The organism is Paenibacillus pasadenensis, assembly GCF_002864175.1.
Taxonomy (GTDB): Bacteria; Bacillota; Bacilli; order Paenibacillales; family Paenibacillaceae; genus Paenibacillus_O; species Paenibacillus_O pasadenensis.
The window spans coordinates 2,377,612-2,402,847 of the sequence record NZ_NFEZ01000004.1; the positions used below are offsets into that span (position 1 = coordinate 2,377,612).

The following is a 25,236-nucleotide window of genomic DNA, read 5'->3' on the forward strand; positions in this document are numbered from 1 at the left end:
GCCGCGCGGCGACGTTTCCGACATTCCATCACCCCCGAAGGGCGCTCCAGGCGTCAATCGGGGGTGTTTTTGCATTGCGGGAAACGATCGATGATCGATATTACATGGAGCTCGCGCTCGGCATGGCGGCCAAAACGGCCGGCCAGACCGGCATCAATCCGGCCGTCGGCTGCGTCATCGTCAAGGATGGCCGCATCGTCGGCCTCGGCGCCCATCTCAAGCGGGGCGAAGGGCATGCCGAGCCGCACGCGCTGGCGATGGCGGGAGACGAAGCCCGGGGAGCGACGGCCTACGTCACGCTGGAGCCGTGCAGCCATTATGGCCGTACGCCGCCCTGCAGCGATCGGCTGATCGCGGCCGGAATCGCCCGCGTCGTCGTCGCGGAGCTCGACCCGAATCCGCTCGTCGCGGGCAGTGGCATGGCCAAGCTGCAGGCGGCGGGAATCGAGACGAAAACGGGCGTCATGGAAGCGGAGGCCAGGCGGCGGAGCGAGCCGTTCCGCAAGTTCATCACGACCCGGCTGCCCTATGTCACGCTCAAGACAGCCTCCACGCTGGACGGCCGCATCGCCGCGGCGAGCGGGGACAGCCGCTGGGTGACGGGGCCGGAGGCGCGCGAGGCCGTGCATGCGATGCGGCATCGCCATATGGGCATCCTCGTCGGCATCGGCACGGTGCTGGCGGACGACCCGAGCTTGACGACGCGGCTGTCCGTGCCGGGCCTGCATCCGGCGAGAATTGTCGCCGACTCGAGCTTGCGGCTGCCGCTGGACGCGAAGCTCGTGCAGGACGGAGCCGCGCCGACGATCGTCCTGACGTCGGAAGCCGCAGACGAAGGCCGAGCGGCCGCGCTGAGGGCGGCCGGCGTCGAGGTCATCCGCTGCGGCAGCGGCAGCTCGGTCGATCTGCGCGAGGCGATGAGACGGCTCGGCGAGCTGGAGCTCGGCTCGATCCTGCTCGAGGGCGGCGGAAGGCTGAACGGCTCGATGCTGGAGGCGGGGCTGGTCGATCGGATCTGCCTGTTCCTCGCGCCCAAGATCATCGGCGGCGAGGACGCGCCGTCGTCGTTCCGGTTCGCCGGCTTCGAGCGGATGGCCGACGCGATCGAGCTGGACGACGTCGAGGTGGAGCGCTATGGACGCGATATATGCATCAGCGGCAAGCCAGCCGCCAAGGGAGGGATCGGCTGACATGTTCACCGGATTGATCGAAGAGATCGGAGAGCTGCGCGGCGCGGCGCGAAAAGGAGAGGCGATGGTGCTCCGCATCGGCGCCGCCAAAGTGCTGGAGGGCGTCCGGCTCGGGGACAGCATCGCCGTCAACGGCGTCTGTCTGACCGTGACTGGATGCGGGCCCGACAGCTTCGAGGCCGACGTCATGCCGGAGACGTACCGGCATACGAATCTGGGCGGGCTGCCGGCGGGCAGCCCGCTCAACCTGGAGCGGGCGATGCGCGCGGACGGCCGCTTCGGCGGGCATATCGTCCAGGGCCATGTGGACGGCATCGGGCGGATCGTCGAGCGCAGGGCGTACGCCAACGCGGTGCTGTTCACGATCCGGCCCGCGGACGAAGGGCTGCGCCGCTACATCATTCCGCGCGGTTCAATTGCCGTGGACGGCATCAGCCTGACTGTGACGGAGGCGGGCGAGGACGCCTTTTCGGTGTCGATCATCCCGCATACGCTCGCCGAAACCGTGCTGCAGAGCAAGCAGGCGGGAGCGACCGTCAATCTGGAATGCGACGTGCTCGGCAAATATGTCGACCATCTGCTGCGGTTCGGCGGCAGAGGGGACGCCGCAGCCGCCGGCAGGCCGGGAGGCGCGGCCGGCGGCCCGCTGACGGCCGCTTTCCTGGCGGAGAACGGATTCGCATGAGCCAAGGCAACGAAGGAGGAGCAAGCATGGAACGATTACACCATCAAGACGGGGCGGCGCCATTCGATGCGATCGAGGATGCGGTGCAGGATCTGCTGGCCGGCAAGCCGGTCATCGTCGTCGACGACGAGGATCGCGAGAACGAGGGCGATCTGATCGCGCTCGCCGATACGATCTCGCCGGCCGTCATCAACTTCATGATTACCGAGGCGCGCGGGCTCGTCTGCGTGCCGATCGAGGCGGAGCGGGCGCGAGAGCTCGACCTGCCGCCGATGGTCGTCCGCAATACGGACTACCACGGCACCGCGTTCACCGTCTCCGTCGACCATGTGAGCACGACGACCGGCATCTCCGCACATGAGCGCGCCGAGACGGTGCGGGCGCTCGTCGACGGCGCGGCCCGCGCGGACGATTTCCGCCGCCCGGGCCATATATTCCCGCTGATCGCCAAGGACGGCGGCGTGCTGCGGCGCGCCGGCCATACGGAAGCGGCGATCGATCTGGCCAAGCTGTGCGGCGCCAAGCCCGGCGCGGTCATCTGCGAGATCATCCGCGAGGACGGCACGATGGCGCGGCTGCCGGACCTGGCGGACTTCAAGCGCAAGCATGATCTCAAGCTGATTACGATCCAGTCGCTGATCGAGCATCGGCGCCGCCGCGAGCAGCTGGTGCAGCGGGTCGTCGAGGTAAACATGCCGACCGACTTCGGCGTCTTCCGCGCGGTCGCCTACACGAACGAGGTGGACGACAAGGAGCATGTCGCGTTCGTCAAAGGACAGATCGATCCGGAGCAGCCGACGCTCGTGCGGGTGCATTCCGAATGCCTTACCGGCGACGTGTTCCACTCCCGCCGCTGCGACTGCGGTCCGCAGCTGGCGGCGGCGCTGCGCCAGATCGAGGAGGCGGGCAGCGGCGTGCTGCTCTACATGCGTCAGGAAGGGCGCGGCATCGGCCTCATCAACAAGCTCAAAGCCTATCAGCTTCAGGAGCAGGGGCTCGACACGGTCGAGGCGAACCTGAAGCTCGGCTTCGGGCCCGACCTGCGGGAGTACGGCATCGGCGCGCAGATCCTGCGCGATCTCGGCGTCCGCCGGATGCGGCTCATGACGAACAATCCGCGCAAGATCCGCGGCCTCGAGGGGTACGGACTGAGCGTGGCCGAGCGGGTGCCGATCCAGATGGAGCGCAACGAGAGCAACACGAATTACTTGAACACGAAAAAAACGAAGCTTGGCCATCTGTTGGAGTTTGAAATTTAAGCCGAATAAATTAGAATAGAAGGATGGGTTTGAAAACATGACGAAATATTACGAAGGACATCTGGTATCGCAAGGGCTGAAATACGGCGTCGTCGTCGGCCGCTTCAACGAATTCATCACCGGCAAGCTGCTGAGCGGCGCGCTCGACGCGTTCAAGCGCCATGGCGCGGGCGAGGACGAGGTGGAGGTCGCGTGGGTGCCGGGAGCGTTCGAGATTCCGCTGATCGCGCAAAAGATGGCGGAGAGCGGCAAGTACGATGCCGTCATCACCCTCGGCGCCGTCATCCGGGGCTCCACCCCGCATTTCGACTATGTATGCAGCGAGGTCGCCAAGGGCGTCGCCGCGATCAATCTGAAAACCGGCGTGCCGACGATCTTCGGCGTGCTGACGACGGATTCGATCGAGCAGGCGGTGGAGCGCGCGGGGACGAAGGCCGGCAACAAAGGCTGGGAAGCCGCTGCCGCCGCGATCGAGATGGCGAATCTGACGCGGGCGATTCAAGGCTGAGCCTGGCCTGAGGCGAGACAGCGGCCTTTAGCTTCGCGATACCGGCGGACAGGAAGAGGTGGAGCGGCATGAGCCTATTGTACAAACTGGAAGCATTCGAAGGGCCGCTGGATCTGCTGCTTCACTTGCTGGACAGGGAAGAGATCGACATCTACGACATTCCGATCAGCCGGATCGCGGATCAGTACATGGACTACCTGCATGCGATGCAGGAGTTCGAGCTGGACGTGACGAGCGAGTTCCTCGTGATGGCCGCGACGCTGCTGGCGATCAAGAGCGGGCAGCTGCTGCCCCGCCCTCCCGTCATGGACGAGTACGAGGACGCCTGGGACGACGAAGGCATGCTCGATCCCCGCGACGAGCTCGTGCAGAAGCTGGTGGAATACCGCCGCTACAAGCAGATCGCCGAGCATCTGCGCGACCGCGAGATGGCGCGCAGCCTCGTCTACAGCAAGGAGCCCGAGGACCTGACGACGTACATGAAGGAGGACGACACCCATCCGCTGGAAGGGCTCGACCTCGGCGACATCATGGCGGCGTTCCGGCGGGCGCTCCGCAAGGCGGCCAGGCGGACGCATGTCGCCCGCATCCATCGGGACGAGATATCCGTCAAGGACCGCATCCGCGACATCTCGGAGCTGCTGCGCGAGCATGAGACCGCGCTGTTCTCCCGGCTCGTAGGCGAAGCGGTGGAGCGCCACGAGATCGTCGTGACGTTCCTCGCGATCCTCGAGCTGATGAAGATGAAGCAGGTCCGCGTCTTCCAGAACAGTCTGTTCGATGATATCGTCATCCATTGGAGAGGGGAAGCGTCGGATCGTGATGGTTCAGCAGCTGAAATCGATTATTGAGGGATTATTGTTCATGGCTGGCGACGAGGGCTTGACGATCCGGCAGATCGCCGAGATCGTGGAGATCGACCAGCGCCTGTCGGAGGATCTCGTGCGCGAGCTCAAGGCCGATCTGGAGCAGGCCGGGCGCGGCATCCGCATCGCCGAGGTCGCCGGAGCGTTCCGTTTCACGACCCATCCGGAGCATGCGCCTTATTTCGAGCGGATGGCCTACTCGCCGTCCCGTTCGACGCTGTCGCAGGCGGCGCTGGAGACGCTGGCGATCATCGCCTACCGCCAGCCGATCACGAGGGTCGAGATCGAGGAGATCCGCGGGGTCAAAAGCGAGAAAGCGATCCAGACGCTCGTCGCGAAGGATCTGATCGAGGAAAAAGGGCGCGCCGAGCAGATCGGACGTCCGATCCTGTACGGCACGACCCGCTCCTTCCTCGACCATTTCGAGCTGGGCTCGCTCGAAGCGCTGCCGGAGCCGGCGGCGATGACGCCCGAGGCGGAGCTCGAGGAGCAGACGCAGCTGCTGTTCGGCCGCCTGGACGGCCGCCAAGGCTCATCTTCCGAGCCCTAAGCGACATCTACGAAAAAGATCGGCTGCGGGCCGGTCTTTTTTGTCATTTCTGGGCATGCTATCCGGGAAAAGGCAGCGGTCCGGCCATCGGCGCGCGCTCCTGCTGCCGAATGACGGAAAGGGGGTCGAATCCGAATGGGAGCATGGTTCGGCTGGCTGGCGGTCGTCCTCGTGCCGCTGCTGCTCGCCGCCGCGATCGCGGCCGTTCCGGTCCGCGCCCGCGCGGAGCTGTCGCGGCATGAAGGCGACGACAATCTGTCCCTTCAGGTGAAGACGCTGTTCGGATTGCTGAAGTTCAAGTGGGAAATTCCGATGATGAAGCTCGGCAAAAATGGGCTGCAGGTGGAGGAGCTCGCGCAGGCCGACAGTCCATCGCTGCTACATGCCGAATCGGCGGACAAGAAGGATATCGGCGCCTCGCGCATCGCCGAGCTGCTGCAGGATGCCTGGAAGCTGCTGCGGCGGACGGAAAACCTGACCGGCCTGGTGCGGCGCACGCTGAACAAGGTGGAGATCAGCCGCTGGACGTGGCGGACGACGATCGGCACCGGAGACGCAGTCTGGACGGCGATGTCGACCGGCGCGGTCTGGTCGCTGCAGACGGCCGCGCTCGGCCTGCTGTCGCAGCTGTGCCGGCTCACCGCCAAGCCGCAGATGGACGTTCAGCCCGACTACCGCTCGGCACGGTTGGAGACGAGCTTCGACTGCATAGCGGAAATCCGCTTGGGCAATGCTATCCTTGCCGGACTGCAGCTGCTGGTCCGGATGATGAGAACGGAAGGAGGCGTCAGACTGTGGCAGAACATCCTATTCAAGGCCTGATGCAAACCGCCATGGAGAATATCAAGGAAATGGTGGATGTCAACACGATCGTCGGCGATCCCGTGCAGACGCCGGACGGAAGTGTCATTATGCCGATCAGCAAAGTCGGTTTTGGATTCGTGGCCGGCGGCAGCGACATCCGCATGGACGGCGGGGCGCGCAGCAGCTCGACCCATGCCGACGGGCATAACGCGCAGGTCGCGCTGCCGTTCGGCGGCGGCAGCGGCGGCGGCGTATCGATTACGCCGATCGCGTTCCTCGTCGTCGGCACGCAAGGCGTGCGCGTCGTTCCGCTCGACAACCAGACGCATTTGGTCGAGCGCGTCATCGACGCGGTGCCGGGAGCCTTCGAGAAGATCCAGGGCATGTTCCGTCATCACGACGGAGTCGAGCGCGTCGAGAGCACTCTTATCACGAGCGATCCGATTCTTTAGCGCCGCGGACTCGTCCCGGCTGCTGCAAGCGGCTGTCCTCTCCGGAGGACAGCTTTTTTGCGGTTTCCGGCCGGACAGGACCGGCTTGTTCATATCGGCCGGACAAGATACATACAATGGCAGCAGGAGACGGGGGCCGCCAGCGGCTTTCGCATGCCAGGAGGAGGAAGGATACCGTGGCTATTGCAGGTGCGTGGAAACGAACGGCCGCCGCCGCCGCAGGTCTCGCGCTGCTCGGCGCGAGCCTGCTCTCGGCGCCGACGGCAAAGGCGGCGGACGCTCCCCGTCCGCCGACGACGAGCGCGCGCGCGGCCGCGCTGATCGACGTCGAGTCGGGCCGGCTGCTGTACAGCAGCGAAGCGGCCGACGAGCCGATGCGGATCGCCAGCCTGACCAAGATCATGACGGCCATTACGGCGATCGAGGAAGGCGACCTGGACAGCACGGTCACGGTCGGTCTGCGAGCCGTCGGCAAGGAAGGCTCGTCGATCTATTTGAAGCTGGGCGAGAAGATGAAGCTGAAGGACATGCTGTACGGCCTCATGCTGCGCTCCGGCAACGATGCCGCGACGGCGATCGCGGAGCATGTCGGCGGCTCGGAGGAAGGCTTCGTGAAGATGATGAACGAGAAGGCGGCCTGGATCGGGCTCGAGCGGTCCACGTTCATGAACCCGCACGGGCTGGATCAGGAGGGCCATCTGTCGACGGCGAACGATCTGGCGAAGCTGACCGCCTATGCGCTGAAAAATCCCGTGTTCGCGGAAATCGTCGGCACGAAGGTGCACAAGGCGCCGAATCCGTTCGACAGCTGGGACTACAGCTGGGCGAACAAGAACAAGATGCTCGCCTTGTACGACGGCGCCGACGGCGTCAAGACGGGCTACACGAAGACGGCGCTGCGCTGCCTCGTCAGCTCGGCGACGAGGGACGGCCAGCAGCTGGCCGCCGTGACGCTGAACGACCGGGACGACTGGCATGACCATGCGTCGATGCTGGACTGGGGCTTCGAGCATTACGAGCTGAAGACGCTGGCGTCGAAAGGCGAGCCGCTCAAGGGATACTCGCTGGCGTCGGGCCGCCAGCTGCGCTATCCGCTGGCGGAGGGCGAGGAGGCCGGCCTGTCCAACCGCCTCGTGCTGCTCAGCCGCGAGAAGGACGCGCTCGCCTATGCGCTCGGCGAGCGGGGAAGGCTCGAGTGGACGCTGGACGGACGCGCGATCGGAGCGGTGCCCGTCTACGACGCAGGCAGCCCGCGGATCGGCCAGCCGGACCGCGCGACGGCATCGTTCCGGCCTGGAGGCATGTTCTCCAGCCGTCCCGCCAGCCTCGGCGCGGCGCTGTCGAGGAGCCTGAAGGCGCTGTTCGCGACGGGAGGGGAGTGAGCCGATGGTCAACTGGATCTGGCTCGGCTTCATCGTCGTCAGCGTCGTCGTGGCGGCCGCCACCGGACGCATGGATGCGGTCACTCAGGCGGCTTTCGACGGAGCGAAAAACGGCGTGACGATCTGCTTCGGCCTGGTCAGCATTCTCGTGTTCTGGATGGGGCTGATGCGGATCGCCGAGGATGCCGGCCTGCTGGCGCGGCTCGCCCGGCTGCTCAGCCCGTTCGTCCGCCTTCTCTTTCCCGACGTGCCCAAGGGCCATCCTGCGCTCGGCTACATCATGAGCAACATGAGCGCCAACATCCTCGGCCTCGGCAACGCCGCCACCCCGATGGGCATCAAGGCGATGCAGGAGCTGCAGAAGCTGAATCCCGAGCCCGCGACGGCGACGCCGGCGATGTGCACGCTGCTCGCGCTCAACACGTCCAGCATCACGCTCGTGCCGACGACGCTGATCGCGATCCGCATGAATTACGGCTCGGCCAATCCGGCGGAGATCGTCGGCACGACGCTGGCGGCGACGGCCGTCGCCACGGCCGCGGCGATTCTGCTCGACCGCTGGTACCGCAGCCGGAGCAAGCAGCCGCCGCTGGCGCCGCCGGCCGGAGGGGCTGCGAGCCGCCCCCGCCGCGCGGCGCGCTCTCCGGGCCGGCTCGGCGGGCGGCGCGAGCTGCCTCCGGAAGCGTAAGGGGGGAGGAGCATGCATTCGTTCATCAATCTGCTGTCGGCTTGGATGATTCCCGCGATCATCGCCTTCATTCCTTTATACGGCGCGTTCCGCAAGGTGCCGGTGTACGAGACGTTCACGGAAGGGGCCAAGGAGGGCTTCGGCACCGCCATCGGCATCATCCCGCATCTGGTCGGCATGATGGTCGCGATCAGCATGTTCCGCGCCTCCGGCGCGCTGGACTACGTCACCGGCGCGATGGAGCCGATGCTGCGCCAGCTCGGCGTTCCCGGCGAGGTGCTGCCGCTCTCGCTGCTGCGGCCGCTGACCGGGGCGGGCTCGCTCGCCTATACTTCCGACCTGATCGCGACCTACGGACCCGACAGCATGATCGGAAGGATCGCCTCGACGATCCAAGGGAGCACGGACACGACGCTGTACGTGCTCACGGTCTACTTCGGCGCGATCGGCATCCGGCGCACGCGCTACGCGCTCAAGGTCGGGCTGTTCTCCGACCTGGTCGGCTTCCTTGCCGCCGTCTTCATCTGCCTCTACGTATTCGGCTGAACCGTGCGTACTGCCGCGGCCGGCGCCTTCTCTGCGGAGAGGGCGCCGGCTTTTTGCCGTGGAGGGACGGCAGGGGGCTCCCTTGTGCTTTTTCGGGACAATCGGTATGATGGTGGGTGAGGTGAACTTAATTGGAACGATTACAAAAAATCCTCGCCGCCGCCGGAGTCGCCTCCCGCCGCAAGTGCGAGGAGCTGATCGCGAGCGGCGCGGTCGAGGTGAACGGCAAAGTGGTCCGCGAGCTGGGAACGAAGGCGGATCCGGCGACGGACGAGATCACGGTGAAAGGCAAGCCGATCGCCTCCGAGAAAAAGATCTATTTGATGATGAACAAGCCGAAGGGCGTCATCACGAGCGCATCCGATCCGAAGGGGCGCAAGATCGTGAGCGACTTCCTGCCCGGCATCAAGGAGCGGGTCTACCCGGTCGGACGGCTCGACTACGATACGGAAGGGCTGCTGCTGCTGACGAACGACGGCGAATTCGCCAATCTGCTCACGCATCCGAGCCATCACGTTCCGAAGACGTATCTGGCGACGGTCAAGGGCGTCCCGCACGGCAGCGCGCTCGAGAGGCTGCAAAAGGGCATCAAGCTCGAGGACGGCATGACCGCCCCGGCCGAAGCCGACTATCACGACGTCGACGTCGATGCCGGAGTCGCGACGATCGCGATTACGATCTACGAGGGACGCAACCGCCAGGTGCGGCGCATGTTCGACGCGATCGGCCATCCGGTGGCGCGGCTCAAGCGGATCAAGTTCGGCCATCTCGTTCTGGAGAACATGCAGCGCGGCAAGTTCCGCCATCTGACGCTGTCCGAGATCAAGGAGCTGCGCGACGCGGCGCTTTCACATAATGGTCACAAAAAGTAACGGGGCCGTGCGCTGCTCCGTCTCTTCTTGCCGTTATAATGAAGAGGAAGAAACGCTTACATAAGGTGGTGGCATGAAGATGAAGGGCGCTGCCCGCAAGCCGGTGCAAATCCTCATTTTCCTCGGCGTCTTGCTGCTGGGCGGTTATGCCATCGGCAAGACGCTGTTTGCGTCGAAGGACGGCCTTCCGATGCCGGGCGACAAGCCCCCGGAGTTCACCCTTTCGACGCTGGACGGGCGCACGGTGTCGCTCTCCGATTACGAGGGCAAGCCCGTCGTCCTCAATTTCTGGGGCAGCTTCTGCCCGCCCTGCGTCAAGGAGATGCCGGAGTTCCAGCGTCAATACGACAAATGGAAAAGCGAGGGGCTGGAGGTGCTCGCCGTCAATCTGAGCGAGGACAACCTGACCGTCCGCAATTTCGTGGCGGGCAAGAACCTGACCTATCCGATTCTGCGCGACGTCGATAAGGAGACCGAGCGCAGGTATCGTCTCCGCTCGTATCCGACAACCTTCTTCATTCGGCCGGACGGCAAGCTGGAGGAGGTCTACCAGGGAGGCATGACGGAGCAGGACATCGAGGAGCGCGTGCTCAAGCTGATCGAAGAGAGCTGACGCAGCTCCAGATCGCTCCGCCGCATCCAAGCTACATGACAGGAGGCTACACCGGTGTTCCAAAACACCAAATGCGAATGCGGCCATCAGAACCCGGCCGGCACCGTGCTCTGCGAGGCGTGCGGACGCTCGCTCGACGAGGGCGGCGCGGCCGAGGAGCTGCTCGAGATGCGCTACGACGGCGCGGCGAGGCGCTCCCAGAAGAGCCATCCTTCCGTGCTGGACCGGGTCTGGAACTTCTTCTCCTCGGTCAAGATCGCCGTCTACATGATCGTCATCACGCTGATCGGCGCCTCGCTCGGCACGATCTATCCGCAGGAGAACACCTTCCTGACGACGCAGGATCTCGGAGACTACTACCGGGATACGTACGGCTTGTCCGGCGAGATCTACTACGCGCTCGGCTTGTCCCACACGTTCGAATCGTGGTGGTTCGTCTCGCTGCTCGTCCTGATCGGCACCTCGCTCGTCGTCTGCAGCCTCGACCGCGTGCTGCCGCTGTACCGCGCGCTGAACAAGCAGCAGATCCGCAAGCACGAGTCGTTCCTGCTGCGGCAGCGGGCCGCATACCGCGGCGACATCGAGGGCGACCCCGAGGCGTGGATCGACCGCTTCGAGCAGGCCGCGCGCAAGCGCCGGTACAAGGTCATCCGCAAGGACGGCGCGCTGCTCGCCGAGAAGCATCGGTTCAGCCGCTGGGGGCCTTATATCAACCATATCGGCCTGATCGTCTTTCTCCTCGCCGTGCTCGCGAGAGCGGTGCCGGCCTGGCAGATGGACCAGTACGTGACGATACCCGAGGGCGACACCGTCCGCATCGAAGATACGAACTACTTCGTCAAGAACGAGAAGTTCACGGTCGAGTTCTACGGGGACGAGGAGCTTCCCGCGGAGCTCAAAGGCACGCTGAGAGCGAAGCTGTACCGGACGGACGCCGTCCTGTACGAATGCCGGAGCGGCTGCACGGCGGCTTCCGGACAGCCCGAGCTCGTGGAAGTCGCCCGCCATCCGATCGAAGTGAACAGCCCGCTCGAATACGACGGGCTCAAGCTGTACCAGTTCGACTTCGACAACAAGGCGGTGCTGCGCGAGGTCAAGCCGGTCGTCATCGACAAGACGACGGGCGAGACCTACGGTCCGTTCACGCTGAAGATGCGCGATCCCGAGACGACGTTCGAGGTCGGGCCGTACCGGCTGGAGCTGAAGCAGAACTTCATGGAGTTCGCGATCGGCGACGACGGCAATCCGATCACCAAGTCGCGGGATCCTAAGGCTCCGGCCTTCATCTTCCTCGTCTACGGCCCCGGCCTCGACGAGCAAGGAGAGCCGTACATCTACTTCCCGATGCAAAAGGACAAGGCCGCCTTCAGCCAGGACAAGCTGAACGCCGCGATCGCGGACCGGCTGGAGATCAAGGTGAACGGCATGGAGAACGTGAGCTTCGTCGAATATACGACGTTCCTCAACGTCCGCAAGGACCTTGCGATGCCGTATATCTGGGTCGGCCTCGGCATCTCGATGCTGGGCCTCGTCATGGGAGCGTACTGGCATCACCGCCGTATCTGGCTGCGCGTCGACGGCAGCCGCGCGACGATCGGCGCGCACACGAACAAAAACTGGTACGGCATGCGGGCGGATCTCGCGGCGGCGCTGAAGGCCGCGGGCAGCGAGACCGATCCGAAGAGCTTGGATAACGGAGGGAATCGGACGTGAATTGGCTTGATCTCAGCAGCTCCGCTTTCATAGCGGCATTTTTCCTGTATTGCTTCGGCTTTCTCTTTTATGTGATGGCTATCGCCGGCCGCAAATGGAGCCACGGCGATCCGGCGGGGCATGAGCGCAAATGGGGACGGATCGCGTTCATCGTCTCCGCCCTCGGCCTTGCCGCGCAGCTGACGTTCTTCTTCACCCGCTGGATCGGACAAGGGCATATTCCGGTCAGCAACATGTACGAGTTCATGACGTTCCTCGGCATGGCGGTCATGCTTGCCTTCGTCATCATCTTCCTGATCTACCGCAAGCCGATCCTCGGCATGTTCGCCTTGCCGCTCGTCATCATCATCATCGCCTACGCATCCGTCTTCCCGCAGGAATCGCAGCCGCTCATCCCGGCGCTCAATTCCTACTGGCTCAAGATCCATGTGACGACGGCCGCGCTCGGCGAGGCGTTCCTGGCGGTCGGCTTCGCCGCCGGCCTGCTGCATCTGCTGCGCACCGTCGACTACGGCAGCGGCGAGAAGCGCGCGCGCCGCGAGCGCTTCTGGGTCGAGGTCACGCTGTTCATGCTGATCGTCGCCGTCGGCTTCATCATCAGCGTGTTCAGCTTCCGCATGGCCGGCTACGAAGCGGAGTTCCGCCAGGAGACGGCGGACGTGACGCAGGCGGGCGAGGCGGTCTCGAACGTCGAGACGGTCCGCTACACGATGCCGCCGATCGTCCAGCCGTTCAACAGCGAGCTGCTGCACGCGGATTCGTTCCTCGGCGTGGACAAGCCGCTGTTCGAGGCGCCGTCCTGGATGAACGGCATCAACGCTGGCCGCAAGCTCAATACGGTCGTCTGGTCGCTGCTGGCGGGCGCCATCCTGTACGGCCTGCTGCGGCTCGCTTTCCGCAAGCAGCTCGGCGCCGTCATCCATCCGATGACGACCGACATCGATCCCGACGATCTGGACGAGATCAGCTACCGGGCGATCGCGATCGGCTTCCCGATCTTTACGCTGGGCGCGCTCATCTTCGCGATGATCTGGGCGCAGATCGCCTGGTCGCGCTTCTGGGGCTGGGATCCGAAGGAAGTCTGGGCGCTCATCACCTGGCTGTTCTACAGCGCCTACCTCCATCTGCGTCTCTCTCGCGGCTGGCACGGCAAGCGCTCGTCCTGGCTTACGGTCATCGGATTCGTTATTATTATGTTTACGCTGATAGGCGTCAATCTGGTCATCGCCGGCCTGCATTCGTACGCCGGAGTATAAAGGACTACCAAAGGAGCCGTGCCGCATGAGTGAATACGTGCACCGCATCCTCGTCGTGGACGACGAGGAGCGGATCCGCCGCTTGCTGAAAATGTACCTGGAGAAGGAAGGCTATCAGATCGAGGAGGCCGATGACGGCGAGCAGGCGCTGCGGCTCGCTTCCGGCCAGGACTTCGATCTGATCCTGCTCGACGTCATGCTTCCCGGCATGGACGGCATCGAGGTATGCAGCCGCCTCCGGCAGATCAAGGCGACTCCGGTCATCATGCTGACCGCCAAGGGCGAGGAGATGAACCGCGTGCAGGGCTTCGAGGTCGGCGCCGACGACTACGTCGTCAAGCCGTTCAGCCCGCGCGAGATCATCTACCGCGTCAAGGCGATCCTGCGCCGCTCCTCCGCGACCGCGTTCCTGACCCGGGAGACTGCGGCGAGCAGCAACATCGTCTTCCCTCATCTGGTCATCGAGCATGACGCCCACCGCGTCACCGCGGGCGGACACGAGGTCAGCCTGACGCCCAAGGAATACGAGCTGCTCCATTACTTGGCGGTCAGCCCGGACAAGGTATTCTCGCGCGAGGAGCTGCTCAAGGACGTCTGGAACTACGAGTTCTTCGGCGATCTGCGGACGGTCGACACCCATGTGAAGCGGCTGCGCGAAAAGCTGAACAAGGTCTCGACGGAAGCGGCTTCCATGATTACGACCGTATGGGGCGTCGGCTACAAGCTCGAGGTGCCGAAGTAACCGATGCGCTGGCTGTGGAGAAGCGTCGTCGGCAAGCTGTGGATCACGATCATGCTGCTCGTGGCGGTCGTGCTGATCATTTTGGGCATGTTCCTCCTGCAGTATATCGATATCGCTTTTGACGAGCCGTTCCGGGTCAAGCTGCTGTTCGTCTACATCGGGATCATCGGATTCCTGCTGTCCACCTTCTTCGCGTTTTTCCTCTCCAGCAAGATCACGCAGCCGCTCCTGCAGCTGAAGGACGCGGCGAACCTGATCTCGGAGGGCGACTACCGCACCCGCGTGCCGATCCGCTCCTCGGACGAGATCGGCGAGCTGGCGGGCGCGTTCAACCGGATGGGGGCCGATCTGCAGGAGTTCTTCACCGATCTGAACCACGAAAAGGAGCATCTGTCGAGCGTGCTGCGCAGCATGGCCGACGCGGTGCTGACGATGGATGCCTCCGGGCGCATCGTCCTGACGAATCCGCCCGGAGAACGGCTGCTCGAACGGCTGCGCATGGCTGCTTGGGACGAGGAAGAGGATCGGGCGGCTGGCTCCGATGCCGCGCCGGGGCCGCTGCGGGAGCTGTTCCGCACCGTCATCGCGGAAGGCAGCGACCTCAGCGAAAAGCTGCAGGTGCAGGGCGGGGTCTGGTCCGTCGTCATGGCGCCGCTCAAGTCCGACGATACGGTGCGCGGAGTCGTCGCGGTGCTTCGCGACGTGACCGAGGAGCATCGCCTGGAGAAGCTGCGGCGGGACTTCGTCGCCAACGTGTCCCATGAGATCCGCACGCCGCTGTCCATGCTCCAAGGCTACAGCGAGGCGCTGCTGGACGACATCGCGGCATCCCCCGAGGAGCGCCGCGAGCTCGTCCAGGTCATCCACGACGAGTCGCTGCGGATGGGCCGCCTCGTCAAGGACCTGCTCGATCTGGCCCGCATGGAGGCGGGCCATGTGGAGCTCAGCCTCGGTGTCGTCGATCTCGATGCGCTGCTGCGCCGCGTCGCGCGCAAATTCAGCGTGTATACGGGAGATCGAGGCATCCGCCTGGAGGTAGAGGCGCCGGAAGCGCCGATCGTGCTTTTGCAGGCGGACGAGGATCGGCTCGAGCAGGTGCTGACCAATCTGCTCGACAACGCCGTGCGCCACAGCCCCGACGGCTCGCGCATCCGCCTCGCGCTCGGGATGAGCGGAGGGCAGGGGGGGCGGCAAGCGAGACTGGAGGTCGAGGATGAAGGGCAAGGCATCCCGGAGGAGGACGTTCCGTTCATCTTCGAGCGCTTCTACAAGGCGGACAAGGCCCGTAAGCGCGGCTCCTCCGGCGGCACCGGACTCGGCCTGGCGATCGTCCGCAACATCGTCGAAGCCCATCAGGGCAGCATTCAGGTCCAGTCCAAAATCGGACGAGGCACGACATTCACGCTGCTGCTGCCTGTCGAACCGAATCCGATCCTGTCTTGACACCCTTTTCGAAGGGTGTTTTTTTGTTGAAGCAGAGGGGCAAATCTTGTTGCATGTGGAACAAACGCGCGCATGGCCGCGGATGAAAGCGAAAAAAGTCCGTCCCCGCAGGGACGGACTTCGCAGCCATTGATCGAGCGGCTTAGTAAAGGATGACTTCCTTGGCGGTCTTGAGCTCGTCGAGCTGGATCATCTCCGCCAGAACCGCCTTCGGCACGCCTTTGTCGACGGTCAGCACCATGATCGCGGCGCCGCCCTCGACCTGGCGTCCGACCTGCATCGTCGCGATGTTGACATCGTTGGAGCCGAGCAGCGTGCCGATGCGGCCGATGATGCCGGGACGGTCATGATGCGAGATGAGGACGAGATGGCCGGACGGAGCGACGTCGACCGTATACCCGTTGACCTGGACGATGCGCGGGCCGTAGCCGGTCAGCAGCGTGCCGGCGACATGCGTCGTCTCGCCGCGGCTTTTCAGCGTGACGCTGACGAGGTTCGTGAAGTCTTTGGCCGTATGGGACTTGTTGACGACGACGTTGACTCCGCGCTCCTTGGCCAAATAAAGCGAGTTGATGATGTTGACCTGGTCGCTGCCCAGATGATGGGCGAGAATGCCCTTGACGATGTAGCGGGTCAGCGGCTGGGTATCGAGCTCGGCCAGATCGCCGGAGAAGCCCACGGTAATCTCGCCGAACGGACCGTCCGTGATTTGAGCGGCGAGCGATCCGAGCTTCTCGCCGAGCTCGAAGTACGGCTGGAGCTGGGTCATGACTGCGGCCGCTACCGGAGGCATGTTGACCGCGTTCAGGAACGGCTCGTCGCGCAGGATATGGAGCACTTGCTCGGAGACGTCGATCGCGACGTTCTCCTGGGCTTCGATCGTCGAAGCGCCCAGATGCGGCGTCACGATGATTTTCGGATGCGTGAGGAAAGGATGGTCCGCTGCCGGAGGCTCCACCTCGAAGACGTCGAACGCCGCGCCGGCGACGATGCCTTCGTTGACCGCGTCGACAAGCGCGTACTCGTCGACGATGCCGCCGCGCGCGCAGTTGACGATGCGCATGCCGCGCTTCATCACCTTGAACTGCTCCGCGCCGATCATGTGGCGCGTCTCCGGCGTCAGCGGCGTGTGCACGGTCATGAAGTCGGCGCCGCGCACGATGTCGTCCACGCTCGCGAGCTTGACGCCGAGCTTCTCCGCCTTTTCTTCCGTGAGGAAGGGATCGTAGCCGAGGATGTCCATGCCGAACGCCTTGGCGCGCCGCGCGACCTCGCTGCCGATCCGCCCCATGCCCACGACGCCGAGCGTCTTGCCGCGCAGCTCGACGCCGACGAACGACTTGCGGTCCCACTGGCCGCCGACCGTCTTGGCGTACGCTTGCGGGATATGGCGGGCTACGGCCATCATCATGGCGAAGGTATGCTCGCATGTCGTGATGGTGTTGCCGTCCGGAGCGTTGATGACGATGACGCCCTTGCTCGTCGCGGCCGGCAGGTCGATGTTGTCGACGCCGACGCCCGCGCGTCCGACGACTTTGAGGGACGTGCCGGCTTCGAGCACTCTCGCGGTGACGCGGGTCTGGCTGCGCACGAGCAGCGCGTCGTACTCGCCGATGATGGCGACGAGCTCGTCCTCGCTCAGCCCGGGCTTCTTGTCGACCGTCACGTCCTCGGCGTCCATGAGCTGCTGGATGCCGAGATCGCTGATCGGATCGGATACTAACACTTTGAACATGGGGAATGCCTCCTAGCGAATGGTGGTTGCATACGGCAGGCGGGACGTCCCGGTAGGGGCGTCCGCGCCGGGTCATGCTATGGAAAGTGTATGCTGGCGAGCCAAGAAGAAAAAACGCCCGGCGTCATCGTGACCAGCCGGGACGGGTTCCTCTTCCGCAGCGCAGGGACGAGCTGTCCCATCCGCGTCCATCGCATACGGAAGCCGCCTTGATGACGGGGCTTCTGTATGGCTTCAATGCTTGTCCGTGCTAGAGCGCGATCGGCTGCAAACGCAGAATGCAGCGAGATCTGTCGAGAAACCGCGCATTCTGCAACCGAAGGCTGACCTTTACTATTCTAAAGCGGTGTTGTCCCAAATGCAATGAGAAAACTTGCTGGCCCTATAAATTTTAGCTATCATTCTTGCAGACCCGGATCAGCTTTCGGGCGGGAGGAAAAACGGAAGCTGCGGCAGCACCTCGGAGCCGTACAGCCGCGACTTGATCTGCCAGAAGTCGCCGCTGCGGACCGCGCCGGTGCCGCTCAGCAGCTCGACCGCGTCCTGGAAGCTCGTCAGGCCGAGCTTGTCGGCCTCGCCGGACTCGATCAGCTGGTCGACCGCTCCGGCCAGATCCTGCGGGAGGAAATCCCTCATCCGGCCTCGCTTGCTGAGCAGGTCGGCGACGAGCTTGTTCTTGACCGCGAGCGGGCTCGAGCTCCACTTGTCCAGGCTGACGACGCCGGCCAGCTCGGCCTGCCTCGGGATGGCCGAGCGCGTGGAGGACGCCCAGGCGAGCATGGCGGAATAATAGCGGTTCTGGCCGGAGAGCGAATCCGCCGTCGCCTGCTTGTAGTCCTTGTCCGCGCGCAGGGCGGTCAGGAAGCGCTCGGGCGTGCTTCCGGCGGCGGCGGATTTCTGATGCGAGGCCGCGTCGACGAAGCGGTCGAGGCTGCGCAGGTAGTCGGCGCGCGCCTCGGTCAACAGGCTTCCTTTCGCCTCCAGGGCGACCGCCTCGATCTCCTTGCGCTTTTTGGAGGCAAGCTCGCCGAGCTGCTCCAGCTGGCCGACCGACGGGGCGCTCGAGCGGGCTTCAAGACGACTTTCCATCTTGAGCCATTCGCTCTGAAATTCACGGTAGGGCGAAAATACGGTATGATAAAAGGACACGAGATCCTGCTGCGTATAGGCGACTGCCGTCTTCGCCGCCGCAGCCTGGAGCGATTTGGCCTCATAGCGGGTTTCCGTACGGGCGGAGCCGACCTCGACACCGGCGAAAAACGCGCCGACCGCCAGGGCGAGCATGAAGATGAGGCCGAGCGAGAAAAGCATTTGATAGCGGTTCAGATGTTTGTCCATAGGAATTCTCCTTGCGATCGGTTGATTGTCGGCTGTGATTACTTCAAGACAGGCGGGACTTCATGAAAAAATTCGATATCCGCAACATCCGTGTCCGCAGCGTGTCGGTCGACGAGCTGTCGGACCGCATGCTGCTGCTCAACCTGTATGTCACACAAGCGGTTACCCTTGTTATCGGCTTGGCCTGGTGTTTTTTTCAGGGCCGCAATCCGCTGGCGCTGCTCGGGCTTCCATCCGACGCGCGCTTCCTCTACTGGGGCTTCGGATTCGCGCTTGCCGTGCTGGCGGTCGACCTGATCCTTTCGCGCTGGGTGCCGGAGGAGGCGGCGGACGACGGCGGCGTCAACGAGCGCATTTTCCGCTGCCGGCCGGTCTGGCATATCGCGCTGCTCTCGCTCGTCGTGGCGGTGTGCGAGGAGATGCTGTTCCGCGGCGCGATCCAGCATAGCTTCGGTCCGTACTGGACCAGCATCCTGTTCGCGGCGATCCATGTCCGCTACCTCAAGCATTGGATTCCGACGGGCCTCGTCTTCGGCATCAGCTACGGCCTCGGATGGATCTACCTGCAGACCGATACGCTCTGGGCGCCGATCGCCGCCCATTTCGCGATCGACTTCATCATGGGCCTCATCATCCGATTCAGGAGGGAAGCATGAGCCGGATCGAAAAATTCGGGCGCAGGAGGCCGCTCGACAGGGCGGCGTCAGCCCGAGAGGAAAGCCGCGCGGAGAGCGGGGCGCCAGGAGCAGGATTGCCGCCCCGCCAAAGCAGGCATCCATCGCTGCGGCCGAAGCTGTCCCGGCTGCTTCTGCGCGCCTTGCTTTTTTTGTTCATCGTCCTCTCCGGCTGCCTGTTCATCTGGGGCAGGAGCCTGTTCGTCGATCACTCGGAGCCGGCAGGAGCCGCGATCGGGAAAGGTATCGGTGCTGCGCCATGAAAATTGTGATAGGGGCCGTGCTTGCGGCCGCGCTCGCTGCCGCGGCGGCGCTGGGAGGTCGAGCTCTCGTCCGGACCATGCTGAAGGAGGCTGAAGGGACGGACATCGTGCCGGAGGACGTGCCGCTCGAACGGCTGCCGGCCGAACTGGAAGGGCTGCGGCTGCTGTTCATCAGCGACATCCACCGCCGCCGGCTCGAGCCGGATCTGCCGGAGCGGATCGAGGCGCTCGGAGGGGCGGAGCTCGTGCTGATCGGCGGCGACGTCCGGGAGACGGGCGTCTGCCTCGAGCAGGTGCGGTCGAACATGGCGCTGCTGCGGAGCATCGCCCCGGCCTATGCCGTCTACGGCAACCACGATTACGACGGCGAGATCGAGGAGCTGCGGGCCGCGCTCGAGCAGGAGGGAGTGCGCGTGCTCCGCAACCGGCATGAGTACGTCGCCGTGCCCGGCCGATCGGCCTTCCGCCTCGCGGGGACGGACGATCCCCGGACGAAGCGCGACCGTCTGCGCGAAGCGCTTGACCTGTCCGATGAGGCGGCGACGGCCTTCTCGCCTCGCCCCGAGCCCGGCGGATCGATGCCGTTCACCGTGCTGCTCGCGCATGATCCGATTCTCGCGCATCGCAGCCGGCACGAGGGCATCGAGGCCGACCTGATGCTGTCCGGACATACGCACGGAGGCCAGATCATCCTGCCGCTGCTCGGCCCGGCGATGCGCAGCTCCAGCGTGCGCAAGTTCCGGGCGGGCTGGTTCGACTTGCCGGCGCCCGCCGCGCGAAAAGCCGGACCTCGAAAGGTCCGGCTGCTCGTAAGCTCCGGATACGGCACCTCCAAGGCGCCGCTCCGGCTGAACTGCCCGCCGGAGATCCATCTGCTCCGGCTCGCGCGCTCCGCGGCCCGGAGCTAGCGGCCGGCCGGTGCGCCGGGGCGCTCGATCGTCGCGGGATCGATGAAGCCGTAGCCTTTTTCCTCGAGCTTGGTCAGCAAGGAGTCCAGGCCGTCGGCCGTCCACTGGAGCTCGTGCATGAGGATGTTGGCGCCAGGGTGGAGCTGCGACAGCACCTGCTCGATGACGAGCTGAGGATCCTTCTTCGTCGCCTTCAGATCCCAGTCGAGCGATCCGTTCGACCAGGTCATGTACAGCATTCCTTCTTCCTTCGAGACCTGCTTGCCGACCTCTCCGCCCGCTCCATGCGGCGGCCGGAAAAACTCCGGACGCTGTCCGATCGTCTTCTCCACGATATCCTGCACGTCGCCGAGCTGCTTCTGCACCTCGGCTTTGCTTTTTTTGCTCAGCACGACATGATCCCAGGAATGGTTGCCTACCGTCTGGCCGCGGTCGTGGATCAGCTTCAGCAGCTCGGGATGCTCCTCGACCCGATAGCCGTTGACGAAAAAGATCGCCTTGGCGCCGTGCTTGTCCAGCGCGTCCAGCATTTGCGTCAGCATGGCCTCTTCCTTCGGGCCGTCGTCGAAGCTCAGCAGCACGACCTTGTCCGGAGCGTCGCCGATCGGAGCGAAGCGGAACGTCTTGTCGCTCATCCGGTACAGCGTCTCGGCCGTTTCGGGCGCGGGGGAAGGCAAGGCGGACGGCGACGGAGAAACGCTCGGCGATGCGGAAGGCGACGGCGCTATGGTCGCCGCGGAGGCGGCGGGACTGGCGACAGAAGCCGCAGGGGACGCGGCCGGGCTGGAGGCCGGAGCTCCGCTTCCCTCGGAGCATCCGGCCAGCAGCAGCAAGGCTGCCGCGCCGCAGGCGGCAAGGCGCCGCGGCGCCGCGTAGTGACGATAGTTGGTCAAGAAGATTCCCTCCAGATGCCTGATTGTGGAGCGGCGGCCGGCAGCTCGGCCGGTCACGCCCAAGATGCTCATTCTACCATAATAACCGACGCGCCGCCGCATGAAACCCGGTCGGAGAGGCAGCGGCATGAACCGGCTGCGGAATGGACAAGCTACCGGCATCAAGTCGAAGCGAAGACGCTCTTGCGTCTTACCCGAAGGAGGAGATGGCCTTGAGGCTGGGAAGTTTCATTGCTGGTGGAATCGCAGGCGCCGCAGCGGCGCTGTATGTCGCGCGCAAGCGTCCCGGATTGGCGGCGGCGGCCGGTGTCGCGGCCGGCCAGCTGTGGTCGGGCGTCGTGAGGAAGTCGATGGCGGGGGCGCTCCGTCAAGGGATGGGGACGATCGGCCGCTCGGCCAAGCCCGTCGCGCCGGAGCCGGCCGTGTCCGAGCGCCGGGCGGAGCCGGCCGCCGCCCATGCCGGCGACGCCCAGGCGTGGGCGCAGATCGCGGCGCTCGTAAGCAGCGATCCCGCGGTCAAGAAAGAGACCGACAAGCTGCTGGCGGAGGCCGGCGCCTCCATGCCGCATTGACTCTCCCGACAGCCGCCACGCCCTATGGGCGGGACGGCTGTTTTTTTGCCGTTCGGATGCATTCCTCCGCGGGAAATGGTAATATAGTCATATGGCACGTATGCCGCACCTTATGGCTTGTGCATCATACGCTGTTATATCCGATGCTGCAGAGGAGGATCCTGTCATGAAGATCGAACGGCTGGGGCAAGACAAAATTCGCATTTTTCTGACGTTCGACGACCTGCTGGAGCGCGGGATCCAGAAGGACGACATGTGGCGCGAGATACCGAAAGTGCACGAGCTGTTCAGCGAAATGATGGACCAGGCCTATTCGGAACTCGGCTTCGACGCCAACGGACCGCTGGCCGTCGAGGTGATCGCCATGCCCGCTCAAGGCATGGTCGTCATCGTGACCCGCGGCAAGGTCAATGTCAGCAGCAACGGCCGAATGGACGAGGACGAAGCGGACGAGGAAATGTACGAGATGGAAGTGACGCTGGAATCCAGCGACACGATCATGTATTCGTTCCGCGACTTCGAGGACGTCATCTCTGCCGCCAAGCAGCTGAAGGCTTCCGGATTGACCGAGGAGGGCAAGCTTCATTCCTACCACGGACGCTGGATTCTCGCCTTCGACACCGCCCAGGCGGATGCCGGCGTGCAGAACGCGATGATCGCGGTGCTGGCCGAATTCGGCGAGGCGACCTCCGTCACCTCCGCGGTTTTGGACGAATACGGCAAAGTGATCATGCCCGCCGACGCGGTCCGCGAGCTATGCCATCATTTTTCTTAACCATCCCAGCGACAATGAGCATTCGCGTTCGCCGGCCTGCCGGAGCGAGTGCTCCTTTTTTGTGCTGATCCTATAGCGATTCCCCCGAAGGAGGCGTGACAACGCTTGCTGCTGTTCTCCATCCTGACTGCCGCGATCGCGCCGGGAGTCGCGCTGCTGACCTATCTTTACCTCAAAGACCGATACGACAGCGAGCCGATCCATCTCGTGCTCAAGCTGTTCCTAACCGGCATGCTGATCGTCGTGCCTGTCATGGTGATCCAGCGAGGCTTCGAGCTGTGGCTCGGCAGCCATCCGGTGTTCTTCTCCTTCGGCCTGTCCGGCGGCGTAGAAGAACTGGCGAAATGGTTCGTCCTGTACCATATCATCTTCAACCATACGGAATTCGACGAGCCTTACGACGGCATCGTCTATGCGGCCAGCATCTCGCTCGGCTTCGCGACGCTCGAGAACATCCTCTATGCCGTGTACTATCCGTCCACCTTCACGACCCTCATGCTGCGCGCGCTGCTGCCGGTGTCCGGCCATGCGCTTTTCGGCATCATGATGGGCTATTATTTCGGCAAGGCCAAGTTCGCTCCTCGACGCAGCGTTCGCGGCCTGCTGGCGCTGTCGCTCGCGCTCCCGGTCGTCTGGCACGGCCTGTACGACTGGATCCTCACCTCGGATGTCAGCGAGATCGCGTGGGGCATCATCCCGTTCATGGCGTTCCTCTGGATCTGGGGGCTCGTCAAGATCGGGCGCGCCAACGCGCGCTCCCCGTTCCGCATCGTCGGACGCGAGGAGGAGGTTAAGCTCTGACGGATCGGTCCATACTGCGAATAGAGAGGACCGATCGCGAAAGAGAGGAGGCATGTCATGGAGGAGGCGAGAGTCAAGGTGAGCATCCGCTGCCGCATCTGCGGCGAGAAGTTCGTCCTGCGCGGCAGGAGGGACGGAGCGAGGGTGGACACCGGCTTCAAGCAATGCCTGTGCAACAACACCGACGATTTCGAAATCGAAGAAATGCCGATATAAGCGGTGCATAAAGCTCCTTCCCTCTACCCAAACTAACCCCAGGTTTGGCAGAAGAAAGGAGCTTGTGCTTTATGTACCAACGACTCAGCAGCGTGCTCTTTCCCGTCATGACGCTCCTGCTCATCGGCGCGGCCTACTGGGGATATCAAGAGCATCAGGAAAAGAATTCGATCCTCATCAAGGCGGAGAACCAATACCAGAAAGCTTTCCACGATCTGAGCTATCACATGGATCGGCTCCATCACCAGCTCGGCACGACGCTGGCCGTCAATGCCGGCTCGCAGAACTTCCAGCGCAAGAGCCTCGTGAACGTCTGGCGGCTGACGAGCCAGGCGCAAAGCGAGATCAACCAGCTGCCGGTCCGGATGCTGCCGTTCCAGAAAACCGGCGACTTCCTGTCCCATATTTCCAACTTCGCCTACAAGGCGTCGATGCGCGACCTGACCAAGCAGCCGCTGACGGACGGGGAGATGAAGACGATGCAGACGCTGTTCGACAAGTCGTCGGAAATCAACCGCGACCTCGAGCAGGTGCAGAACAAGGTGCTGCAGGACAAGCTCCGCTGGATGGACGTCGAGACGGCTCTGGCCGCCGACCGCCAGCAGTCCGGCAACGCGATCGTCGAAGGCTTCAAGACGGTCGACTCGAAGGTCGGCCAGTTCGATTCGATTGACTGGGGGCCGACGGTAACGAGCCTGTACGAGAAGCGGACCGTCAGCATGCTCTCCGGCAAGCCGGCGACGCCGGAGGAGATCAAGCGCAAAGCGGCCGAATTCCTCGGCCTCGGCCCGGACGCTCCGATCAAGGTGACCGAGAACGGCAAGGGCACGCCTTACGCCTCTTACTCCGCGATTGTCGAAAAGGGCAGCGGCAAGGACATCGCGATGGATTTCACCTACCGCGGAGGCGACCTGCTCTGGTTCGTCAAGCCTCGCGACATCGCGGACAAGAAGCTGAAGCTGGCCGAGGCCAAAAGCGGCGCCGCGAAGTTTCTGGACAAGCACGGATACAAGGATATGGAAGCCGTCACCTACGACGAGTTCGGCAACGAAGGCGTATTCACCTATGTCGCCAAGCAGGACGGCGTGCTGCTTTATCCGGACAAGCTGACCGTCAAGGTCGCGCTGGACGACGGCGAAGTCGTCGGCCTGCAGGCAGGCGATTACGTCTACGCCCACAAGAAGCGCGACCTGGCGAAGCCGGCGCTCGCCGAGACCGAGGCGCGCAAGGGCTTGACCGAGGCGATGGGCGGCAAGGCCGGCCGTCTGGCGCTGATCAAGAACGAGGACAACGAGGAAGTGCTGTGCTACGAGTACAAAGGCAAGAGCAACGGCTTCACCTATCGGGTCTACATCAATGCCGAGACCGGCGCCGAAGAAGCGGTCGAGGAGATTCCCGAAGCCTGAGCGGCGCGCGTTCCGCCGCTTGCGAGCGGCCGGGTCCGCAGCCGACCCGGCCGCTCCATTCCATCTGGCTCCCTTTCACCCGACAT

27 protein-coding genes are annotated in these 25,236 nt (G+C 64.1%); 24 read left to right on the forward strand and 3 right to left on the reverse strand.

Translation table 11 applies throughout. The features are described from left to right. Positions 1-74 precede the first annotated feature (74 nt). The 17 genes from ribD to B8V81_RS19780 all read left to right on the forward strand — a co-directional run bounded on the left by ribD (position 75) and on the right by B8V81_RS19780 (position 15,569). Entirely contained in the window at positions 75-1,190 is a 1,116-nt protein-coding gene (gene ribD, locus B8V81_RS19700) for a bifunctional diaminohydroxyphosphoribosylaminopyrimidine deaminase/5-amino-6-(5-phosphoribosylamino)uracil reductase RibD (RefSeq protein ID WP_228551430.1), read from the forward strand. 1 nt (position 1,191) lies between these two features. Continuing rightward, entirely contained in the window at positions 1,192-1,875 is a 684-nt protein-coding gene (gene ribE, locus B8V81_RS19705; RefSeq protein WP_101809019.1) for a riboflavin synthase, read from the forward strand. Positions 1,876-1,901: 26 nt separating this feature from the next. Continuing rightward, entirely contained in the window at positions 1,902-3,134 is a 1,233-nt protein-coding gene (locus B8V81_RS19710) for a bifunctional 3,4-dihydroxy-2-butanone-4-phosphate synthase/GTP cyclohydrolase II (RefSeq protein WP_228551432.1), read from the forward strand. Between the two features lie 37 nt (positions 3,135-3,171). Next, positions 3,172-3,642, forward strand: coding sequence for a 6,7-dimethyl-8-ribityllumazine synthase (gene ribH, locus B8V81_RS19715; RefSeq protein ID WP_028599819.1), 471 nt, complete (start codon positions 3,172-3,174; stop codon positions 3,640-3,642). 68 nt (positions 3,643-3,710) lie between these two features. After that, complete coding sequence (locus tag B8V81_RS19720; RefSeq protein ID WP_028599818.1) at positions 3,711-4,493, forward strand: segregation and condensation protein A; 783 nt, start codon at positions 3,711-3,713, stop codon at positions 4,491-4,493. A 13-nt stretch (positions 4,494-4,506) separates the two neighbouring features. After that, complete coding sequence (scpB, locus tag B8V81_RS19725) at positions 4,507-5,058, forward strand: SMC-Scp complex subunit ScpB (protein WP_373864114.1); 552 nt, start codon at positions 4,507-4,509, stop codon at positions 5,056-5,058. Positions 5,059-5,193: 135 nt separating this feature from the next. Further along, positions 5,194-5,880 carry a DUF2953 domain-containing protein gene (locus B8V81_RS19730; RefSeq protein ID WP_101809022.1) on the forward strand — a complete coding sequence of 229 codons (687 nt, stop codon included), beginning with the start codon at positions 5,194-5,196 and terminating at the stop codon, positions 5,878-5,880. Beyond that, positions 5,853-6,314 carry a GerW family sporulation protein gene (gene ytfJ / locus B8V81_RS19735; RefSeq protein ID WP_028599815.1) on the forward strand — a complete coding sequence of 154 codons (462 nt, stop codon included), beginning with the start codon at positions 5,853-5,855 and terminating at the stop codon, positions 6,312-6,314. The genes B8V81_RS19730 and ytfJ overlap by 28 nt, the downstream gene beginning before the upstream one ends. Positions 6,315-6,490: 176 nt before the next feature. Beyond that, positions 6,491-7,696, forward strand: coding sequence for a D-alanyl-D-alanine carboxypeptidase family protein (locus B8V81_RS19740; protein WP_425320491.1), 1,206 nt, complete (start codon positions 6,491-6,493; stop codon positions 7,694-7,696). A gap of 4 nt (positions 7,697-7,700) precedes the next feature. Then, a complete protein-coding gene (locus tag B8V81_RS19745) occupies positions 7,701-8,384 on the forward strand; it encodes a nucleoside recognition domain-containing protein (protein WP_101809024.1) in 684 nt (227 codons plus the stop codon). A 12-nt stretch (positions 8,385-8,396) separates the two neighbouring features. Then, positions 8,397-8,930: a spore maturation protein gene (locus B8V81_RS19750; RefSeq protein WP_028599814.1), complete on the forward strand. Its 534-nt coding sequence runs from the start codon at positions 8,397-8,399 to the stop codon at positions 8,928-8,930. 131 nt (positions 8,931-9,061) lie between these two features. Next, positions 9,062-9,802, forward strand: a complete 741-nt coding sequence (locus B8V81_RS19755) for a pseudouridine synthase (RefSeq protein WP_028599813.1) — start codon at positions 9,062-9,064, stop codon at positions 9,800-9,802. A 73-nt stretch (positions 9,803-9,875) separates the two neighbouring features. Next, positions 9,876-10,415, forward strand: coding sequence for a redoxin domain-containing protein (locus B8V81_RS19760; RefSeq protein ID WP_228551434.1), 540 nt, complete (start codon positions 9,876-9,878; stop codon positions 10,413-10,415). A 54-nt stretch (positions 10,416-10,469) separates the two neighbouring features. Further along, positions 10,470-12,128, forward strand: coding sequence for a cytochrome c biogenesis protein ResB (resB, locus tag B8V81_RS19765; protein ID WP_101809025.1), 1,659 nt, complete (start codon positions 10,470-10,472; stop codon positions 12,126-12,128). Continuing rightward, positions 12,125-13,384: a cytochrome c biogenesis protein CcsA gene (ccsA, locus tag B8V81_RS19770; RefSeq protein WP_101809026.1), complete on the forward strand. Its 1,260-nt coding sequence runs from the start codon at positions 12,125-12,127 to the stop codon at positions 13,382-13,384. Before resB ends, ccsA begins: the two co-directional genes overlap by 4 nt. Before the next feature lie 25 nt (positions 13,385-13,409). Beyond that, the gene (locus B8V81_RS19775) at positions 13,410-14,126 is read left to right on the forward strand and encodes a response regulator transcription factor (protein WP_028599809.1); all 717 of its coding nucleotides are present in this window, start codon (positions 13,410-13,412) and stop codon (positions 14,124-14,126) included. 3 nt (positions 14,127-14,129) lie between these two features. Then, positions 14,130-15,569, forward strand: coding sequence for a sensor histidine kinase (locus tag B8V81_RS19780; RefSeq protein WP_101809027.1), 1,440 nt, complete (start codon positions 14,130-14,132; stop codon positions 15,567-15,569). Positions 15,570-15,711: 142 nt separating this feature from the next. Here the strand turns inward: B8V81_RS19780 and serA are convergent, their stop codons facing one another. Next, on the reverse strand, positions 15,712-17,304 hold the full coding sequence (gene serA / locus B8V81_RS19785) for a phosphoglycerate dehydrogenase (RefSeq protein WP_028599807.1): 1,593 nt from the start codon (positions 17,302-17,304) through the stop codon (positions 15,712-15,714). A 417-nt stretch (positions 17,305-17,721) separates the two neighbouring features. After that, positions 17,722-18,642 carry a hypothetical protein gene (locus B8V81_RS19790; RefSeq protein WP_101809028.1) on the reverse strand — a complete coding sequence of 307 codons (921 nt, stop codon included), beginning with the start codon at positions 18,640-18,642 and terminating at the stop codon, positions 17,722-17,724. A 62-nt stretch (positions 18,643-18,704) separates the two neighbouring features. Here B8V81_RS19790 and B8V81_RS19795 point away from each other — a divergent pair, with 62 nt between their 5' ends. Next, positions 18,705-19,298 (forward strand): CPBP family intramembrane glutamic endopeptidase, encoded by a 594-nt coding sequence (locus tag B8V81_RS19795; RefSeq protein ID WP_101809029.1) that lies wholly within the window; start codon positions 18,705-18,707, stop codon positions 19,296-19,298. 277 nt (positions 19,299-19,575) lie between these two features. After that, positions 19,576-20,487 carry a metallophosphoesterase gene (locus B8V81_RS19805; protein ID WP_101809031.1) on the forward strand — a complete coding sequence of 304 codons (912 nt, stop codon included), beginning with the start codon at positions 19,576-19,578 and terminating at the stop codon, positions 20,485-20,487. Here B8V81_RS19805 and B8V81_RS19810 read toward each other — a convergent pair. After that, positions 20,484-21,380 (reverse strand): polysaccharide deacetylase family protein, encoded by an 897-nt coding sequence (locus tag B8V81_RS19810; RefSeq protein ID WP_244912796.1) that lies wholly within the window; start codon positions 21,378-21,380, stop codon positions 20,484-20,486. The two genes, B8V81_RS19805 and B8V81_RS19810, sit on opposite strands and share 4 nt — an antisense overlap. 212 nt (positions 21,381-21,592) lie before the next feature. Between B8V81_RS19810 and B8V81_RS19815 the strand changes: the two genes are divergently transcribed. The 5 genes from B8V81_RS19815 (at position 21,593) to ypeB (ending at position 25,150) form a co-directional block, all read left to right on the forward strand. After that, the gene (locus B8V81_RS19815; RefSeq protein WP_028599802.1) at positions 21,593-21,952 is read left to right on the forward strand and encodes a hypothetical protein; all 360 of its coding nucleotides are present in this window, start codon (positions 21,593-21,595) and stop codon (positions 21,950-21,952) included. Between the two features lie 166 nt (positions 21,953-22,118). Beyond that, complete coding sequence (locus tag B8V81_RS19820) at positions 22,119-22,727, forward strand: genetic competence negative regulator (RefSeq protein WP_028599801.1); 609 nt, start codon at positions 22,119-22,121, stop codon at positions 22,725-22,727. Positions 22,728-22,832: 105 nt separating this feature from the next. Continuing rightward, positions 22,833-23,528: a glutamic-type intramembrane protease PrsW gene (prsW, locus tag B8V81_RS19825; RefSeq protein WP_028599800.1), complete on the forward strand. Its 696-nt coding sequence runs from the start codon at positions 22,833-22,835 to the stop codon at positions 23,526-23,528. A 57-nt stretch (positions 23,529-23,585) separates the two neighbouring features. After that, positions 23,586-23,744, forward strand: coding sequence for a hypothetical protein (locus B8V81_RS25385; RefSeq protein ID WP_164820118.1), 159 nt, complete (start codon positions 23,586-23,588; stop codon positions 23,742-23,744). 71 nt (positions 23,745-23,815) lie between these two features. Next, positions 23,816-25,150 (forward strand): germination protein YpeB, encoded by a 1,335-nt coding sequence (gene ypeB / locus B8V81_RS19830; RefSeq protein WP_028599799.1) that lies wholly within the window; start codon positions 23,816-23,818, stop codon positions 25,148-25,150. Positions 25,151-25,236: the final 86 nt, after the last annotated feature.

What these genes read in the sequence shown, in the direction of transcription:
- ribE (WP_101809019.1), top strand. Translation starts at nt 1,192, where the DNA reads ATGTTCACCGGATTGATCGAAGAGATCGGAGAGCTGCGCGGCGCGGCG.
- B8V81_RS19710 (WP_228551432.1), top strand. Translation starts at nt 1,902, where the DNA reads ATGGAACGATTACACCATCAAGACGGGGCGGCGCCATTCGATGCGATC.
- ribH (WP_028599819.1), top strand. Translation starts at nt 3,172, where the DNA reads ATGACGAAATATTACGAAGGACATCTGGTATCGCAAGGGCTGAAATAC.
- B8V81_RS19720 (WP_028599818.1), top strand. Translation starts at nt 3,711, where the DNA reads ATGAGCCTATTGTACAAACTGGAAGCATTCGAAGGGCCGCTGGATCTG.
- scpB (WP_373864114.1), top strand. Translation starts at nt 4,507, where the DNA reads ATGGCTGGCGACGAGGGCTTGACGATCCGGCAGATCGCCGAGATCGTG.
- B8V81_RS19730 (WP_101809022.1), top strand. Translation starts at nt 5,194, where the DNA reads ATGGGAGCATGGTTCGGCTGGCTGGCGGTCGTCCTCGTGCCGCTGCTG.
- B8V81_RS19745 (WP_101809024.1), top strand. Translation starts at nt 7,701, where the DNA reads ATGGTCAACTGGATCTGGCTCGGCTTCATCGTCGTCAGCGTCGTCGTG.
- B8V81_RS19750 (WP_028599814.1), top strand. Translation starts at nt 8,397, where the DNA reads ATGCATTCGTTCATCAATCTGCTGTCGGCTTGGATGATTCCCGCGATC.
- B8V81_RS19760 (WP_228551434.1), top strand. Translation starts at nt 9,876, where the DNA reads ATGAAGATGAAGGGCGCTGCCCGCAAGCCGGTGCAAATCCTCATTTTC.
- B8V81_RS19775 (WP_028599809.1), top strand. Translation starts at nt 13,410, where the DNA reads ATGAGTGAATACGTGCACCGCATCCTCGTCGTGGACGACGAGGAGCGG.
- B8V81_RS19780 (WP_101809027.1), top strand. Translation starts at nt 14,130, where the DNA reads ATGCGCTGGCTGTGGAGAAGCGTCGTCGGCAAGCTGTGGATCACGATC.
- serA (WP_028599807.1), bottom strand. Translation starts at nt 17,304, where the DNA reads ATGTTCAAAGTGTTAGTATCCGATCCGATCAGCGATCTCGGCATCCAG.
- B8V81_RS19790 (WP_101809028.1), bottom strand. Translation starts at nt 18,642, where the DNA reads ATGGACAAACATCTGAACCGCTATCAAATGCTTTTCTCGCTCGGCCTC.
- B8V81_RS19795 (WP_101809029.1), top strand. Translation starts at nt 18,705, where the DNA reads ATGAAAAAATTCGATATCCGCAACATCCGTGTCCGCAGCGTGTCGGTC.
- B8V81_RS19805 (WP_101809031.1), top strand. Translation starts at nt 19,576, where the DNA reads ATGAAAATTGTGATAGGGGCCGTGCTTGCGGCCGCGCTCGCTGCCGCG.
- B8V81_RS19820 (WP_028599801.1), top strand. Translation starts at nt 22,119, where the DNA reads ATGAAGATCGAACGGCTGGGGCAAGACAAAATTCGCATTTTTCTGACG.
- B8V81_RS25385 (WP_164820118.1), top strand. Translation starts at nt 23,586, where the DNA reads ATGGAGGAGGCGAGAGTCAAGGTGAGCATCCGCTGCCGCATCTGCGGC.
- ypeB (WP_028599799.1), top strand. Translation starts at nt 23,816, where the DNA reads ATGTACCAACGACTCAGCAGCGTGCTCTTTCCCGTCATGACGCTCCTG.